This window comes from Klebsiella sp. F11, from assembly GCF_056712265.1.
The window spans coordinates 1,896,212-1,913,290 of the sequence record NZ_CM160060.1 but is presented as its reverse complement, the minus strand read 5'-3'; the positions used below and the strand labels follow the sequence as shown (position 1 = coordinate 1,913,290).

Genomic DNA, 17,079 nt, shown 5'->3' with positions numbered 1-17,079 from the left:
TTATATGTTAATGTTTAGTTTGTATATTTTTCAATAAAATCGGAAAATGCTTTTTTAAGTTTTACTTGGTTTTCAAAAAAAACATCATCACGACTCAAATAGCTAGGAGAGGCAAGAGATTTCTCTATTTTTCCTTTTGCCGACATAATTAACTTCTCATCTAAGCGCCTAACCAACCTAGAGCCTAAAATGGAAACTAAAAGCATTGGTATTTTATAAAACAAAAACTTTGAAATTTTAAAGTAATAAGGCCATAAAAAGTTAGACTTAACAAATCGATGTAGCTTGAAATTATCTATTGCAGCGTCTTCTGTTAATTTTGGAACAAAATACTTTTCTCCGTATAAGAAAAGAAGTTTATCACGAATCAATTCCTTAATAGAACTAGAACCTAATACAATTGGTTTATAAGGGAGATTAACAGTCTTAAGCCAATCCAGCCACTTAAATGTGTTAATTTGGCCTGAGGTAACAAGAGGAACCCAAGGAACTCTCATTGCATCTGAGATAATTGCCGCATGCATTGCGTCAGCCAATACAAGCTTCGCATGCCTAATCTTTTGGATAACAGTCTTAGAGTCTAATGTTGGATTAACAAACTCAATCCCTGCGCGACCACAGACCGCCTCCCAGTTCCCGGTTTCTAGAGCATTATGATGTGGAATGAAAATTACGCCATTGCGTTCTTCTTCAGGCAAAGGCCTGAACTCAGATAGCGTCGAAAGCAATGCTGCACCATCGGTAATGTATTTATTTTCTTCCAACCCTAAAATAGATGCACTCAGTGGTCCTCGAACACAAATGATATCCCATCCTTCATCACCAAAACCTTTTGGTGCATACCCATAACCTATACCACTGCTAAAAACAATCCATCTCTTCGCAGTTGGCATACCTTTATTAATTATTGTACCAATGGAAGAAAATCTTATTTTGGGATCATCATCAAAAAAATCACTTTTCAATTCATCCCATAACCATTTATTAATATCATCACCAAAATTACCCGTTTTTGACTCATAATAATATAGTTTCACCTACACCCCCTTTTACTTACTCTTTAAAATTGAATAGGCTTTTCTGATAACTGAATAACAAAATTGTTTTTCTTGTGCAGAAAAAGCAAACAGCCATAATAAAAACAAAGTGACAAAAGAAGATAAAACTGAAAAACCAACCGTGTATAAAACACCATCAATTGAAAGAAAACTCTTCACATAGAACAAAATCAAAAAAGACACTAAAACAGAAAGAGCACAAGGAATAACAACATCACCATAATATTTTTTATAAGAAAAAACCCCCTTAGATACCAAAAAGAAAACTCTCAAATTAAGATTAATAACTGAGGTTAGCACTAAAGGGAATGCAATAAATTGCGGTGAAAAACCATTTTTCAATAGCATATAACTGGCTGGTAAATTGATAAAAATAACCGTACCAACGAGCAACTGATAGGCTTTAATTCTCCCTGTAGCTTGAATGCCAGCCATAATGCTAAAAGATAAACTATCTATTAAAGCCATTATAACAATGATTCTAACAAACACTACTCCATATTCAGGTATATCCTTTAACCACACCCTTAATATTTCATCAGCATTAATGATTATAGGCAATGAAATTATTGATAAAAAAACAAATGTAAATTTGGAACCTAAAAGAATTAACATGCAATAACGTTTAACATCCGATGCTGCATAAGATTTATATATTTGAGGTCTAATCGCAGTTACTAAGGATTGTGTAAGTAAATTAATAGCATTTAAAACGGTATTAGATATTGCAAATGCAGCATTAACGACAGTCGAAAAATAAATATTAAGTAGTATATTTATACCTTGAATTCTTGATACTGATGCGAACCCACCCAACACATTCCAGAACGAAAAGGAATATATTTCGATAATAATATTTCTATTAATTCGACCACCAAACAAAGAAGATCTAAAATTAACAAAACAAAACAAAACATATAAAATAAAACCAACAAATGACGAAATTAAAAGCAACAAAGAGTATAGAGTCACTTTATCAGTAGCGGCTATATGAGAAATTGCAAATGCCAAAATCAATTTTGAGCATGCATCGTATATTGACATGTAAGCATAAAACGACATTTTTTCATAAGATAGTACAAGCGCGTTAAATGGAGTTTGAATTACTAAAATAAAAATTGACAGACACGCCAAAAAATATATCCCACTAGCAGTCTTCATCGAACTCGTATCAATACTTAGGATGTTTTGCAAAGCAAAATTTTTAATGGATAACAAGCAACAAATTAATGCAAGCCCAAAAAAACAATAAATTAAAATGCTATTTTTAAAAACATCTCTTGTCCCTTGAATATCATCACTCCCAATTTTCATCGACAAGAAGCGCTGAACCGAATCATTCATAGCAAGAACTATAAAAACAAAAAAACCTACAGTGCCATAGATAACGCTGAATAATCCATACCCAGAAGCTCCCATCTCTTCTAATATTACTCTAGTCGTATATAATGAAACCAAAAGAGACAATATTGTCCTGAAAGCCAAAAAAAAACTATTTTTAAAAATAAGAGTATTCTTATTCATATGTTCACCAATGGTGCACTCATTCAATAATATAAACAAAACCGGCACCAAACAAATATTAATGCCAAGTATTCACTTTAATAAAGGTTTTCGTTCCTAATAAATCTTTTAAAAAAAGTCTCCTTACCTGAAACATCGAACTCGTTGTATTTCAATTTATTAGATAGTTTATAAACTGGAACTTGATTATTTTTTAACTTTTCAGAATCTGATTTATTGTAAGGCTTATTCATAATATCATTAAGCAAAAATCTTTTTTTGCCGAGCAAAGGATTAGCATCCGTGTCTTGTTTAAAGGATTTGTTATTAAAATAAACAAACTTAAATATATAATCCACTAGAAAATAATCAACCTGCACATCAAAACACTTCCAATAAGTAAGCAGGTAAAAACTTATATCATCAAGACCTTCAGAATGACCATCTGAATATAGAAAATAAACGGGAAAGGCGCCCATGAGATTTCCGTTGTCCAAATCTCTATGTGACCGCAGTGAGACATATTTTTTATCTTTTATCAAAAACGAAACGTCCCTATCAACAAAAATTGTTGCATCAAGCCATAAACCACCATACTCAGCTAATAAACTAATTCTGATTATTTCTGAAAAAGCAGTGTAAGAAATAAGTCCTTCATTAAATTTCTCAATAATTAAAGCTGGCAATTGTATGTAGTCACCATAATTATATTTATCTATAATTATAATTTTCCGATTATTAATCTTAGTAAAGCTATCTATGCATTTATAAATTAAAGGAGGGAGATTTTCACAGCCCTGAAACCAAGCCGTCCAAATAACATCACGTGCATTAATCTCTTTTCTTTTAAATGTAAGTGATGCGCCTTCCCCTTTTTGGGTTTTTAAACTCTGCAACACATCGAATACTAAATTCTCTTTTTTTAGCTTAAAATAGTCATCAATTTTTTTTGTAAGAATAAATGGCACTCTATTTTTAAGAGGAGTACTAAGTTTCAGAAAAAGATTTATAGTATCAATTTGTTTCTTTTTATTATTTATGAAATTATCGTTCATTCCGGCCTCTGATAGCGTCACTTTATCCATAAATACCTACTGTAAGACCAATTGATTAATTGACATCCGATAATAGTGATATATGTGTGTTATTACAATTAACAATACTTTGCTTGTTCAAAGCAAAATTTCTATATATGGACTTATCCAAAGAAATATTTATGTTATTACAATTGGATATATTGATTAACCGAGAAAAATCTTTTACCTCCAAAATCATAAATTTACCATTAATCAACGATGGGTTTATTTTATCATCATTATAAATTACTAAAGTATCCTCTTTTATTTTATCACCTTTTATTTTAAGGTTAATATTATTACATATAGCATTATTTTTAGAGACTATCAGTACTGCATTCGTACAATTGGATGCGTACACATCACCAAAAATATTTTGTGAGCCTGAACTTATTCTAATCCCTGCGCCTTTATCGCTGCCTGAAAGATTTACATTGACTTTAATATTTTTACTAAATTGATGTACAATACAGCCATGCATATAACAGTCCGTTGCGGTTATAGTAACATCGCCAGTGTCACAGTATGGCTCAATCTCGAGCCCACAATATGCAGAATGACTTGCTTTGATATTTACTTTAAATGAATTTGATTTGGCTATTTTTACACAAGACCCCAACTGCAAATCTTTACCTATTACAGGGTAAACTTGACCAGAGTTACTATACTCTCCATTAATATCTAAGTTCTTTGATTTATTTATATATAAAGGAAATATAGCATTATTGCACTTTAGTTCAGGCGATAGGTATAGACCATCAACATTCTCAATAAATAATGCATGTGAACTTGAAAAACCTCTTATGAAACGTTCCTTTGAAACAGAAAAATTAAATCTATTCATTAAGAGAGCCTTATCTTCACCTCCGGAAATAGTTAGCTTGCCGATAATCTTAGCGTTGTTACCGGTTATCTTCAAAGTAGCCAAATTGCCTACGTCTTTACTTTTTGTTTCAAAGCTAGTACTTCTTCTAAATATTCGAGCGCTGTTGCCAATTATTTTAATATCGTTGTTTTTTATAATAAAACGCGCATCCTTGGTAGGCACTGCATTGTAATATGAAGCATTTTTACGAAGAACAATTGTATCACCGTCATTAAGTGAACCTAACAATTTGTTAAAAGCCAAGGAATCATCAGTCACTCCATCACCGATGCAACCAAACCATTCGGGCTCAATAAGACGTGTACTTGCATCAGTTCTATACCATGATAAGTCTGATTCAGTATTAAAAATCATACCATGGTCAGTATTATTTTTAATTTTTTTGGCTATAAATCGCCCACCTCCTAAACTGGAATGAGGATAATATGCTTTTAGGATTACTACCTCCCCGTCATAACGAGGAGGTGTCATGCTTAAATCTTCTGCAGAGTCAATCTCTCTTGTTAAAGAAGCTCGGGTAGTACATGGAAATGAAAGTAAATTAATAGTGGAAAATAAAGCCTGAACAAATAGTCTACGTTTCATCTCGCGCCTTCTTTATTTTATTTCCGATAATACTTTTTGAAGTTGAGTTGCCCATGTTAGATTTTCAATAGCGTACTGCCTTTCTCTTTGGGAGAATCCAATGCTAAGGCACTTTCTCCAAGTGATTACCTCTTCTATATTTATCTCATTATCCGTTGGTTCAACATCCAAAATAAATTCGTTATTTGAAAAGGCATCATCAACATGGCTTTTTATAAATGGCAAACCGCGAGCTGTGTACTCCTTAGACTTTATCGAACTGTTATAATCATTACCACTCCTATGCCGTCCAACGGCATCTATGCACAAATGAGCCTGATAATACTCATTTTCAAGCTGTTTACCCGATAGTCTCCCACAAAACTGAACCTGCTGCTCTATATCTAAATTAAGGACTATTTTTCTCAATCTAGATAGTTCCGGTTCAGTATCTCCAACAATTTTAAAAATGACATTGTAGAGACCTTTATAATGAGCCAATCCATATAACACTCGATCATAACCATGCCAAAAAGACAAATTAGCGACACCAATAAGAACAAAATCATTTTTAATGCTTTTCTCTGGAATTAAAGTAACTGTATTTATATCTATTCCATTTGATATCCTCACACATTTCACACCCCAAATATTATTTACTGGAGACCCAAAATAACAAATGATATCGATGTGTCTTTTGAAAAAAGCACAACTAAAATCAAACACAAGGTCCAAAATTTTTTCTTTAAATGTTTTTAGTTCAGATTTATAAGGATAAGTTGGTATTTCCATAATTACCTTCCCTCCTCTTTTTTTAAGATAGCCCAATAAGGATGAAAGATACAAACAAAATAATCCTCCATGGGGTTTTCTTACATAACAAAAATCATGCGGAGGAAAATCAGAACATATTATTTTATTAACGATTTTATAAAATAAATACTTGCGAGTAGCCTTTACCGGATAAGTCCTAACGTTAATACCATCATCGCAGACGATGAATCCTTTACGGGCAAAGAAAAAATCAACAAAATAGCCTAGTTCTCTGAAGGCTTTTACCTGAAAAGTTATTTTCTTCCAAATCCCATCAGAATCATCTTCATTATTATGGGTGATAAATAATATTCGTTTCAAACCCAACCTCATATGCTTTAATTTATTTCACGGGACCCATCTTGTGGATAATGGAATGCACTAAGCCTTTTGTCATGAAGTAAACTTTTTTTAGTTTAGATCTTTCATACAAAATAACGCATAAAAACTCATGTATTATCCTTAAGATGTTAAGGTAAAAGTACGAGGGATACATTTGAAGATATTTAAAACCCAAAACCGTTCCATTTCTGACTATATAATACTTTCTTATTTCATTGTGATTGTTTGGTTTCAATGTGACGCCAAAAAATTTCTTGACAACTCTATTACCAATTTCATGATTCAAGCACACATTATAGTTTACATATATAGGTATGTGTTTAGCATGTGCTTCTAAGCAAAATTTAGTATCTACATGATCAATAATATACGACTCATCAAAATGACTTAATGTATCCCAAACTTTTTTAGAGAATCCCATCCCTGAGCTTATTGCAAATGCAGTTGTTTCGGGTTTATCCACTACTGCATATTTCCATTTTGACAAATCAACAAAAGCAGCATATGTTTTGGAATTTATATCATAGAAATTTGGGCATACGATCTCTGCATTTTTCTTATTAATAAAACTCCGCATTGATACAAAAAAATCCTCTGGGACTTCAGAATCCTGATCAAATGTAAAGATAAAGTCACAGCTTTGTTTAATTAATGCATCAACACCAATATTTAGTGCACCAGCAATCCCGCCCACATTGCCATTATAATGATATTTTTCGCTTGAAAATACAGAACTATTCAACGTCGCTGAAGGTGAATTGTCTACAAAATAAAGCTTGATATCTGAAAAAATAAATTCATACTTATTAAGTTTAGAAACAATTTCACTATTTGGATTATACAAAACAAAAACCGCGCCGAAATTCATAACACCCTCTTCTTAAACCATGAGTTCATATAGACTGCAATAGTGCCGATGCTCCATAGAACATGTTTTTAAAACCAACCAATATGTATAAGAGACATATCCCTTTAATAAATATTGACCGATTGAAAGTTTTAGATAGTAAAATGATATTAAAAAACATAGTTAACTCAAATAATCTGAATGCAAACACTGGAACTTTATAAAATGAATAGAATATGAAAACACCAGCTAATGAAAAGCAAAATTCAAATGTCCATTTATGCTTAGATAGTTGTTTTGAGAAAAATATTATTATAACACTTAACGCCTGAAGTATTGGTTGGGTTGCAAAAACATTAATTTGATAATACTGATCTTTACTTGCTGCAAGTGCAACATATGTATCTATTCTTGCATTAGGTATAACCCCAGAGAAAGCTACAAATGGTAGCAGGAAAGATGAAATGATAGCTAAAACCAGCACTTTCTTAGAACAATACAAATATATTAAGTAAAATATTATTACTAATAAAACAGACAAATGAATTAATGCTGCAATAAGAAATAAAAATAGACTTCTTTTAGTATTATTGGACAGATATATAGCCCATGCACATATTGCAATTGCAAGTGATACCCGGATCTGTATATAATCATGTAAACATAAAAGGAAAGAGAAATATAGTATCAAAAGAACAAAGAAATTATTTGTGCTATTCTGTAACGCTCTAATTTTTACCAACAGCGTCACACTAGCTATACAAAACAAGAAATATTCAAAACCATCATTAATTAATGTAAATGGCTTGTTTATTAATTGGAAAAAAGGATCTTTCCCAGCAAGTAAAATATCCGTGACACTATTCGCCGCAGACATTTCAAAGTATTTAATATAGGTTGGATAATCCATCCACACATTGTTATTCTTCACTCCGACCACGTATATTAAAACTGGTGTCAAAATGAAATATATTAGATAGTTTATAAAAATGCTTTCTCTCGTATAGAATTTATCTTTCCTCCTCTCTACGCTATTATTCATAACCATAATTCTAGCCCTATGTAGATATATTTTCTCTATATAATCAATAAAAAGAGGCCAAGCAGCATTATTACTTGGCCAAAATAATCAGTTACTCTTGCTTAATATTTGCGATATCTCTTGAAGACTCAAACCTTTTGCATCTTTATCTGACAGTATTGGCAAAAAATCAATTGGCCAACTTATATTCACCTCACTGTCATTCCAAGCCAAACAACCTTCATAGCCGGGAGTGTAATAATCAGTACATTTATATTCAAAATCTGCAATATCTGACAGGACAACAAAACCATGAGCCAGTCCAGGAGGAATCCAGAATTGAGTTTTATTTTCTTCAGATAAAATTACACCTTCCCATTGACCGAAAGTAGGAGATTGAGGTCTAATATCTACGGCTACATCGAAAACCTCACCACGGACGACACGTACTAATTTACCTTGAGCATGTTGTGTTTGAAAATGAAGTCCACGTAATACACCTTTTGACGATCTGGAGTGATTATCTTGAACGAAATCAAAGCTGATGTTTAACATTTCCTGATAACGTTTTTTCTCAAAGGTTTCTAGGAAAAAACCTCTGGCATCACCAAATATTTTTGGTTGGACAATTTTCACATCAGCAATCTTGGTATCAATAACCTGCATGTTTATTTCTCCTCCACAAGTGTTTGGAGATATTCACCATATTGAGTTTTTGAAAGGATTTTAGCCTGAGATAACACTTCCTCTTTCGTGAGCCAACCTTTACGGTAAGCAATCTCTTCCAGGCATGCAACCTTGAAACCCTGACGCTGTTCTATTGTATGAATAAACTGAGAAGCTTCTAGTAAACTCTCATGAGTGCCGGTATCTAACCATGCAAATCCGCGACCTAGTTTTTCGACATGCAAATTGCCAAGTTCAAGATACATTTCATTTAACGTTGTAATCTCTAACTCACCACGAGCAGAAGGTTTTACTTTCTTTGCCATCTGCACAACATTCTTATCGTAGAAATATAGTCCTGTTACCGCCCAATTAGATTTAGGCTCGGATGGTTTTTCTTCAAGCGATACTGCGCGATTGCTTTCATCAAACTCGACGACACCGAAACGTTCAGGATCCATAACCTGGTAGCCAAATACAGTCGCACCGTCAGTACGTTGCACGACAGCTTCTAACTTACGTCCAAAACTTTCGCCAAAGTAAATATTATCCCCTAGAACTAGTGCACAACTGTCCCCGTCTATAAACTCTTCACCAATAAGGAAGGCCTGAGCAAGGCCATCAGGACTTGGTTGAATTGCATAGCTAAATTTTACACCAAACTGACTTCCATCCCCAAGCAAGCGTTTGAACCCAGGCATGTCATCTGGAGTCGAAATAATTAATATGTCACGAATACCAGCAAGCATCAGAACAGAGATTGGATAATAAACCATTGGTTTGTCATAAATTGGCAAAAGCTGCTTTGAAGTCCCCTTAGTAATAGGATAAAGACGAGTGCCAGAACCACCTGCAAGAACAATACCTTTCATTTTATTTTCCTGGAATAATTAACGAGATAGACCTAAACGTTCACCAGCGTATGAACCATCTTTTACACGGCTCCACCATACATCGTTAGCGAGATACCATTCAACAGTCTTACGAATTCCACTCTCGAAGGTTTCCTGTGGTTTCCATCCTAACTCTTTGTAGATTTTGTCGGCATCAATTGCATAGCGCATATCATGGCCAGGACGATCGGTCACATATGTGATAAGATCAGAGTAATGTGAAACTCCAGCAGGTTTAGCAGGAACAAGTTCCTCAAGTAGCTGACATATAGTCTTCACAACATCAATATTTTTACGTTCGTTGTGCCCACCAATATTGTATGTTTCACCAACCACCCCTTCCGTGACAACTTTATATAATGCACGCGCATGGTCTTCTACATATAACCAATCACGAATCTGCCCACCATCACCGTATACTGGAAGGTTTTTTCCATCTAGCGCATTTAATATAATCAGCGGTATAAGTTTTTCTGGGAAATGATACGGTCCGTAGTTGTTAGAACAGTTTGTTACAATTGTTGGGAATCCATAGGTTCTCAACCATGCCCGGACTAAATGATCGCTAGAAGCCTTAGATGCAGAATACGGGCTACTTGGGGCATAGGGAGTCGTTTCAGTGAATAGATCATCTGTTCCGTGAAGATCTCCATAAACTTCATCAGTCGAGATATGGTGAAAGCGAAAGCTTTGTTTCTTTTCCTCATTTAACTGATTCCAATAAGATCGACCCACCTCAAGCATCGTATAGGTACCGATAATATTAGTTTCAATAAACGCAGCAGGGCCGTCAATCGAGCGATCAACATGACTTTCTGCAGCCAGATGCATTACGGCATCTGGTTGCTGTTCATTGAAAACACGGTCAAGTTCTTTTCTGTCACAGATATTCACCTGTTCGAATTTGAAACGCGGACTACTATTGACTTCCTTCAATGACTCAAGATTACCTGCATAGGTTAAACTATCAACAACTACAACCTCGTCTTTAGTATCGTTAATTATATGACGTACTACTGCAGACCCAATAAACCCAGCACCACCAGTGACAATTATCTTCATGTTGCCCTCTTATATCAAAATTATTCAATGTAAAAACGTTACTGTACAAAAATTGTAAATTAACTATAAAATTAAAAACCCCAATAGCGTTTGTGCATACTAAATGATTTTATTATTTTTTTAGGTAGGTTTTTATATCTGCGCCCTAACTTATATCCTAATATTTTCATAAAATTATTTATGCATGCAAGAGGTATCCAATGAGGAGCATATTTTAGTAAGAATTTAATTTCAGATAATAAATATTTCTTCCCTTCTCCTCCAGCACCTCCAATGCTTTGCCGAATCCAAGGTTCATCTTTGTGAAAAACACCAATATCAAAATAGCGCTTGAACTCCTCAGATGGCGTATAATTATGCGAATGTTGTACTTCTGCTTCCGCAACATAGGCTACCTTATAACCAGCCAGTACAGCTTTTGCTGTAAAAAACATGTCTTCACAAAGTATTGTATTTGACGGGAAACCACCCAATTCTTTAAAAGTTGATAATCTATAGGCAGAAAAAGAATTTGACATAAAAACAGTTTTCAGTCCCATTTCTGGGATATTTTCTTTGCCACAAATATATCCTTTCCCCGGATAGCTAAAACTCCTAGCATGTCTTGCAAGTGGATTTGCATCCGTATGTGGTAACTGACGACCGTAAGCACATGCGATTCTATCATCAGAAAAGACTGATATTATTTTCTCAATAAAGTTTGGTTGAGGGATAGCATCTTGAGTCAAAAAAATAACCACATCATAGTGATTAATATATTTCTCAACTGCTTGATTTCTGGTCCCTCCATGATTGAAATCACTTCCAGCGATCGTAACTACATCGAAACCAGCCTTTTCGGCGACTGAAACTGTATTATCTTTGCTGGTGGAGTCAATAACATGTATAAACAAATCCGCAGGAGCATATTTCTGTATATTTTCTACAGCAGATTCCCATATCTCTCCACCGTTATAAGTGGGTATTGCAATATAGTATTTCATATTAAAACTCTTTATGTAATAACTTTAAGGATATGCTTAATACGCACCATCCTTCTTCAATACTACACCAATAGTCTTAAAGAGAATGGCAATATCATTCCACATTGACCAGTTTTTAACATACCATGCATCCAGATATACCCTTGTTTCATAATCTACGTCACTACGTCCGCTCACTTGCCATAAACCAGTCATTCCTGGTTTGCTTAGGAGATAGTAATCGACTTCTTCATTATAGCGCTCCAACTCTGCAGTGATAATTGGTCGGGGGCCAACCAAACTCATTTCTCCCCTTAGTACATTAAATAATTGAGGTAATTCATCAAGACTGGTTCTTCGAAGAAATCCACCGATTTTAGTAATTCGTGGATCGTTTTTTAATTTAAATGTAGCATCCCACTCATCTTTAGCTGCAGGATCATTTTCTAGTAACTCAGCCAGAACCTCTTTTGAATTAATAACCATAGAACGAAATTTGAGGCATTTGAAGGAACGACCACCTTTCCCAATTCGCTCATGCCCATAGATTGCTGGGCCACCATCCTTTTTTACTTTGCGACTAATATAGATTAATGCAGGGGAAAGCATGATAATAATTGTTAATGAACCAGCAATATCAAAGAGACGTTTCAGAACCCTCGATGACCATTTCGCAAGGTTTTGCTGAACACGGAAGATCATAACTTCATGGCTGAAAATAAAAGACATATCTGTGCTATCAAGTGGCATTCCGCGTAATGTTGGAATGACTGAGACATAACGATACCCCTTAATCATAAAGTTTCTGAGCCATGTATTTCTTATTTCACTTTGATGCGATTCTACTGCAACAATGAACTGTGTTTTTTTATCTTTTGTTGTCAACCAGTTCAAATTATTTTCTAATACAGGTAGACCATCAATTTTCTCACCCGCTGGGGTTCCTCCGTCACTATGAATAAATCCAACAATGATTAATCCCAGGTTCCTCTCGCTATTAATTGCCTTATAAGCTTCATTTGCGTTTATCCCACTACCAACAATCCAGGTATCACGCCGCCAAAGATTGAAGGCATCTAATACGCGTTTGGTTAACATGCGAGATACAGGGACCAAGAATAGCACAAACACCCAAGTTAGAACCCATAGATAACGAGAAAAAGACCAAGTTGTGAATGCCATAACGGCAATTTCAATAATGGCAAAAATGACTAATGTACGAAGAATTTCCTTTAATTCAAACCAAAATGTTTTGCGATAAAAATAGTGACGCAAGCGCATGGAGTACCATGCAACACAACAAACAGCCAATAGTAAGTGTAATGCAACCCATCCATCTGTTTGACTTGCTGGAACTATTTTATCGTAATCACTTAAAGATATAGATAATAATCCCATAGCCAGATATATAGAAACAGTAAAACTAATAAAATCAGACAGTGCTAGCGCCACGCTGACCAAAACATTTCTACCGAGGAGCGTCATGATTCCCTCTCAATGTTTATAACGCATATTTTGAGAAACTATTAATATTAATTGAATAATAGTGATTAGAGAGAACTGAAATAAGCCGGACCTTCGATGGCCCGGCTATAATTAGTGAGATTACTTATCGTCGGTATACGAATACCCATAGTGGCTATAGCCATAACCGTAATAGCTACTAGCCTTCTTCACAACCCCATTAAGAATACAACCTTTTACAATTACTCCACTTTGCTCAAATCTTTTGAAACTGACCTCTAGTTCTTTAGCTGTATTCTGTTCAAAACGGGCTATCAGAAGCGTGGTTCCAGCATAATGGCCAATAATCGCAGCATCAGTTACTGCTAGGATCGGGGGAGTATCAAGTATAACGATGTCATAATTTTGGCTTGCCCATGTTATCAACTCTCCAAATCTACGATGCATGAGGAGTTCCGCTGGATTTGGTGGCGCGATTCCTCGAGAAATAAAATCAAAGCCCACTTGAGAAACGCTTTTAACTGTCTTAGACAATTCAACTTTTCCAGACAGGAAATCAGACAGGCCATTGTCATTTGATACACTAAATAACTTATGGGTATAACCTTTCCTCATATCTGTATCAACAAGGAGAACTTTTTTACCTGTTTGCGCAATAACAGCGGCCAGATTAGTACTGACAAAGGTTTTACCGGCATTAGGACTTGCCCCCGAAATCATTAATACATTATTACGGGCTTCCATCATCGCAAAATGCAAACTAGTACGTAATCCCCGAATCGCTTCGATCGCTAAATCAGCCGGATTTTCGACAGCAAGGAATCCTTGAAATTCGCTATGCCCTCTTTTTCTCCAACTAGGAGCCTGGACCATTTTCTTTGCAAAAGCTTCTGATACAGGAATACTAGCATACACATTAATACCTAATTCTTCGAGCTGTTCTGGGCTTTCAATTCCCCTACGCAGAAATACACGAACAAGTACTATCCCAAATGAGGCGATAAGACCCAATACTATACCAGCTAGGAGGATAAGTACTTTCTTTGGTTTTACCGGTTTTGGTTGCGCTACAGCATTGTCGATGATTCTTACGTTACCGATAGCGCTGGATTTTGCAATGCTTAATTCCTGCTGGCGATTTAGAAGCTGCATATATACCGCTTGGCCTGAATCCACATCTCTACTAAGGCGTAAAATATCCTGTTGCGTTTTAGGCATCGCAGAAACGCGCTCGTTAAGCTTTCCTTTTTCATCTTGCAACGTTTTCCGCTTTTCCATCAATGCCTTATATGTAGGATGTTCCTTAGTATATAGTTGAGATATTTCTGACTCACGGAATGTTAATTCATTTAGCTGATTATCAACATTTACAATCTGCTCAAGCACCGATTTGGCTTCTAATGATAAGTCGACCGAATCTTTCTGCCGACGATATTGATTAAGTTTATCTTCGGCAATATCGAGATCAGCTCTTACTTTGGGCAACTGGAGATTAAGGAAATCTAAACTTTTAGCATCTTGCGCGGCCTGGCGAGCAATATTCTGAGCCAAGTAGTTATTACTGATGCTATCGATGACTTTCACAATTAAATCTGAATTATCACCTGTAAGGGAAAGTGAGAGCATTCCCGTATCTTTGCCTTCATCAACAACTGTAAACACTTTTTGTAAATCAGTAATAGCTTTAAGTTTAGTTACGTAAGAAATGATAAACTCAGTTCCTGGCTCGGCTTCAATTGAATCAACCTTCAGCGAGAGATTATTCCCCTCTAATAGCTCTCCGACTTTTCCCTCTAGTTGCCTGTCATTGTAATTAACTACATAATGTAACTTATCTTTAACGATGAATTCTAATTCAGGGGTTTCATTTCCATCTTCTGCCATATATAATCTCGAAATATATATACGACCAGGTTTTTCCCCCATCAATCGTGCCCATCCTTTTCCAAACACCGGGAAATAATTCTGAACACCTCGTGCCTGAAGATTGAGATCACTGACTGTTTTACCTAGAATCATTCGAGACTGTAGTAACGTTATTTCAGGTGCTGAACTTGGTTGGCTATCCGGTAGCATCTGACTTAAATTGCTCAGAATAGCATTTCCTTGCTTCTGTTCAACCTGAATCAAGGCATCTGCTTGATATATCGGTGTTGCGAAAAGCGCATATATCAGCGCAATTAGGGTGAACAATGCAGTGACAGAAATAATGAGTTTTCTATGATCTATAAGCTCACCAACTAAGCGACCTAAATCGATCTCATCTGCATCTTTCGCGACAGATTTGTTTGTAACTGGAGACATGCAATAATCCCTGATAGTTATGCGCCTAATTTCTCAACCCAAAGCAAACCTGCCTGCTCTATCAGTTGATATACTGAAGCAAATGCTTCTTCACTTTTGCGGTATGGATCAGGGATCTCTCTATGCCCCATCCACTGGCCAAAAAGCATGGTTTTCCCTCTTGCTTCCGGCGCTATTCGACCAATTTGTTCAATATGTAATTTTTCCATAACCAGGATCAAATCGTACTGCCGTGCTAGTGAAGGAGTAAACTGTTGCCCTTTATGCCCCTCTAATGAAAGGCCATTTTGAGCAGCAATCTTAATCGCACTACTATCAGCATCATGATCCACAAGAGCACCTGTACCCGCCGAGTCTATTCTTTTATTCGGGAGCGCCCGTCGTAAAAATCGTTCCCCTATAGGAGAACGACAAATATTACCTGTACACACAACTAGAATAGAATCAAACATTAATTAGGCCATCTCTTAATATAACGAACTGTTTCAGTCATATCGTGAACACCGGTGATCGTTGGGACAAGCTGAGAAATAACACGGTTCCAGCGAACCAGAGGAGCGGTAGTAACATACACAATATCATATGGTTGTAACTGGAACTCCGTTCCCAAAACCATAGCTGACGCATCCTGTGCATTTAATTGATAAATATTTGCAATCTTACCTTGTTTATCGCCTTTCAACTGGCGAACAACAAAAATTCCTGTTGCATCACTCATTGACTGAGAGATACCTTCGGCATTACCCAAAGCTTCAGCAAGCGTCATACCGCTGCGATCCATCTTCATGGTGCTCTGCTTGCCTACTTCTCCCATAACGAACACTTTCAGATCGTCATTACGGGGGACAAACAGAATATCGCCAGGGTACAGTAAATGGTTCTGTGTTAAATCTCCTTTCTGCATTAAGGCATACAAGGAAATGTTGGTATCTTTACCATTATGCGTTAGCACTACATTTCGCCAGTCTGCATCGGCAGCCAATCCACCCGCGGCATTAATCGCATCCATAACGGTTAGCGGAATATTAGTTATCGCCTGCTTGCCTGAAGTCGCCACTTCACCGGTAACATAAACTTTTTGTGAGCGAAATGCGGCAATACTCACATCTACCTGTGGGCTTTCAATATAGGTGGTAAGACGGCTCGAAATCTCCTGGCGTACCTGGCTCAACGTTTTACCCGCCACCTGAACCTTACCGATGTAGGGATAGAAAATCGTGCCGTCGGCGTTAACCCAGTTCCCTGTATCGCTGGCGCTACGGTACTGGCCCGCTGGCGTCGTTAACTCCGGGTGGTCCCATACGGTCACCATCAATACGTCACCCACCCCGATGCGATACTCATAGCTCTTCAGCAGGTTATCAAGCTGGGGATTGGGCCGAGCCATAACCGTATTCGGACGCAGTTGCTCAAGCAGGCCAGGCGTCATTGGGTAAACGTTAACCAGCTTATTGATATCATAGTCACTGTCTGTCGGCTTAATGACATCTTTATTCCAGGTACCTAAACCTTGGCCTGGAACGACCGTACAACCGCTTAACAGGCCAAGCGCCAATGCCAGCCCGCTTATTTTCAAGAATCGTCTTTCCATGATACATCTACCATCAATTATTCTAAT

General features: G+C 36.3%; 15 protein-coding genes. All 15 read right to left on the bottom strand.

The window, feature by feature from the left end; genetic code table 11:
• Positions 1-14 precede the first annotated feature (14 nt).
• The 15 genes from AC1M2H_RS09470 to AC1M2H_RS09400 all read right to left on the bottom strand — a co-directional run bounded on the left by AC1M2H_RS09470 (position 15) and on the right by AC1M2H_RS09400 (position 17,052).
• Positions 15-1,037: a polysaccharide pyruvyl transferase family protein gene (locus tag AC1M2H_RS09470; protein WP_480151176.1), complete on the bottom strand. Its 1,023-nt coding sequence runs from the start codon at positions 1,035-1,037 to the stop codon at positions 15-17.
• A 12-nt stretch (positions 1,038-1,049) separates the two neighbouring features.
• A complete protein-coding gene (locus tag AC1M2H_RS09465) occupies positions 1,050-2,582 on the bottom strand; it encodes a lipopolysaccharide biosynthesis protein (RefSeq protein WP_480151175.1) in 1,533 nt (510 codons plus the stop codon).
• Positions 2,583-2,659: 77 nt separating this feature from the next.
• Positions 2,660-3,646 (bottom strand): capsular polysaccharide synthesis protein, encoded by a 987-nt coding sequence (locus AC1M2H_RS09460; RefSeq protein WP_480151174.1) that lies wholly within the window; start codon positions 3,644-3,646, stop codon positions 2,660-2,662.
• A gap of 25 nt (positions 3,647-3,671) precedes the next feature.
• Positions 3,672-5,108 carry a hypothetical protein gene (locus AC1M2H_RS09455; protein ID WP_480151173.1) on the bottom strand — a complete coding sequence of 479 codons (1,437 nt, stop codon included), beginning with the start codon at positions 5,106-5,108 and terminating at the stop codon, positions 3,672-3,674.
• Positions 5,109-5,120: 12 nt separating this feature from the next.
• Positions 5,121-6,221 (bottom strand): glycosyltransferase, encoded by a 1,101-nt coding sequence (locus AC1M2H_RS09450; protein ID WP_480151172.1) that lies wholly within the window; start codon positions 6,219-6,221, stop codon positions 5,121-5,123.
• 22 nt (positions 6,222-6,243) lie between these two features.
• Complete coding sequence (locus AC1M2H_RS09445) at positions 6,244-7,110, bottom strand: glycosyltransferase (protein WP_480151171.1); 867 nt, start codon at positions 7,108-7,110, stop codon at positions 6,244-6,246.
• Positions 7,111-7,135: 25 nt separating this feature from the next.
• Positions 7,136-8,131, bottom strand: a complete 996-nt coding sequence (locus AC1M2H_RS09440; protein ID WP_480151170.1) for an EpsG family protein — start codon at positions 8,129-8,131, stop codon at positions 7,136-7,138.
• An 87-nt stretch (positions 8,132-8,218) separates the two neighbouring features.
• Positions 8,219-8,776 (bottom strand): dTDP-4-dehydrorhamnose 3,5-epimerase, encoded by a 558-nt coding sequence (gene rfbC / locus AC1M2H_RS09435; RefSeq protein WP_480151169.1) that lies wholly within the window; start codon positions 8,774-8,776, stop codon positions 8,219-8,221.
• A gap of 2 nt (positions 8,777-8,778) precedes the next feature.
• Positions 8,779-9,648 carry a glucose-1-phosphate thymidylyltransferase RfbA gene (gene rfbA, locus AC1M2H_RS09430; RefSeq protein WP_480151168.1) on the bottom strand — a complete coding sequence of 290 codons (870 nt, stop codon included), beginning with the start codon at positions 9,646-9,648 and terminating at the stop codon, positions 8,779-8,781.
• Between the two features lie 18 nt (positions 9,649-9,666).
• Positions 9,667-10,731: a dTDP-glucose 4,6-dehydratase gene (gene rffG, locus AC1M2H_RS09425; protein ID WP_480151167.1), complete on the bottom strand. Its 1,065-nt coding sequence runs from the start codon at positions 10,729-10,731 to the stop codon at positions 9,667-9,669.
• A gap of 71 nt (positions 10,732-10,802) precedes the next feature.
• Positions 10,803-11,714 (bottom strand): glycosyltransferase family 2 protein, encoded by a 912-nt coding sequence (locus AC1M2H_RS09420; RefSeq protein WP_480151166.1) that lies wholly within the window; start codon positions 11,712-11,714, stop codon positions 10,803-10,805.
• A 36-nt stretch (positions 11,715-11,750) separates the two neighbouring features.
• Positions 11,751-13,178: an undecaprenyl-phosphate galactose phosphotransferase WbaP gene (wbaP, locus tag AC1M2H_RS09415; protein WP_480151165.1), complete on the bottom strand. Its 1,428-nt coding sequence runs from the start codon at positions 13,176-13,178 to the stop codon at positions 11,751-11,753.
• Positions 13,179-13,298: 120 nt separating this feature from the next.
• Positions 13,299-15,461 (bottom strand): polysaccharide biosynthesis tyrosine autokinase, encoded by a 2,163-nt coding sequence (locus AC1M2H_RS09410; protein WP_480151164.1) that lies wholly within the window; start codon positions 15,459-15,461, stop codon positions 13,299-13,301.
• 17 nt (positions 15,462-15,478) lie between these two features.
• A complete protein-coding gene (locus tag AC1M2H_RS09405; protein ID WP_480151163.1) occupies positions 15,479-15,913 on the bottom strand; it encodes an arsenate reductase/protein-tyrosine-phosphatase family protein in 435 nt (144 codons plus the stop codon).
• Positions 15,913-17,052, bottom strand: coding sequence for a polysaccharide export protein (locus tag AC1M2H_RS09400; protein ID WP_480151162.1), 1,140 nt, complete (start codon positions 17,050-17,052; stop codon positions 15,913-15,915). The genes AC1M2H_RS09405 and AC1M2H_RS09400 overlap by 1 nt, the downstream gene beginning before the upstream one ends.
• Between the last annotated feature and the right edge of the window lie 27 nt (positions 17,053-17,079).

Bases quoted from the DNA above. Each gene is read 5' to 3' on its own strand.
- AC1M2H_RS09455 (WP_480151173.1), bottom strand. From the start codon at position 5,108: ATGAAACGTAGACTATTTGTTCAGGCTTTATTTTCCACTATTAATTTA.
- rfbC (WP_480151169.1), bottom strand. From the start codon at position 8,776: ATGCAGGTTATTGATACCAAGATTGCTGATGTGAAAATTGTCCAACCA.
- AC1M2H_RS09410 (WP_480151164.1), bottom strand. From the start codon at position 15,461: ATGTCTCCAGTTACAAACAAATCTGTCGCGAAAGATGCAGATGAGATC.
- AC1M2H_RS09445 (WP_480151171.1), bottom strand. From the start codon at position 7,110: ATGAATTTCGGCGCGGTTTTTGTTTTGTATAATCCAAATAGTGAAATT.
- rffG (WP_480151167.1), bottom strand. From the start codon at position 10,731: ATGAAGATAATTGTCACTGGTGGTGCTGGGTTTATTGGGTCTGCAGTA.
- AC1M2H_RS09420 (WP_480151166.1), bottom strand. From the start codon at position 11,714: ATGAAATACTATATTGCAATACCCACTTATAACGGTGGAGAGATATGG.
- wbaP (WP_480151165.1), bottom strand. From the start codon at position 13,178: ATGACGCTCCTCGGTAGAAATGTTTTGGTCAGCGTGGCGCTAGCACTG.
- rfbA (WP_480151168.1), bottom strand. From the start codon at position 9,648: ATGAAAGGTATTGTTCTTGCAGGTGGTTCTGGCACTCGTCTTTATCCT.
- AC1M2H_RS09405 (WP_480151163.1), bottom strand. From the start codon at position 15,913: ATGTTTGATTCTATTCTAGTTGTGTGTACAGGTAATATTTGTCGTTCT.
- AC1M2H_RS09400 (WP_480151162.1), bottom strand. From the start codon at position 17,052: ATGGAAAGACGATTCTTGAAAATAAGCGGGCTGGCATTGGCGCTTGGC.
- AC1M2H_RS09465 (WP_480151175.1), bottom strand. From the start codon at position 2,582: ATGAATAAGAATACTCTTATTTTTAAAAATAGTTTTTTTTTGGCTTTC.
- AC1M2H_RS09440 (WP_480151170.1), bottom strand. From the start codon at position 8,131: ATGAATAATAGCGTAGAGAGGAGGAAAGATAAATTCTATACGAGAGAA.
- AC1M2H_RS09460 (WP_480151174.1), bottom strand. From the start codon at position 3,646: ATGGATAAAGTGACGCTATCAGAGGCCGGAATGAACGATAATTTCATA.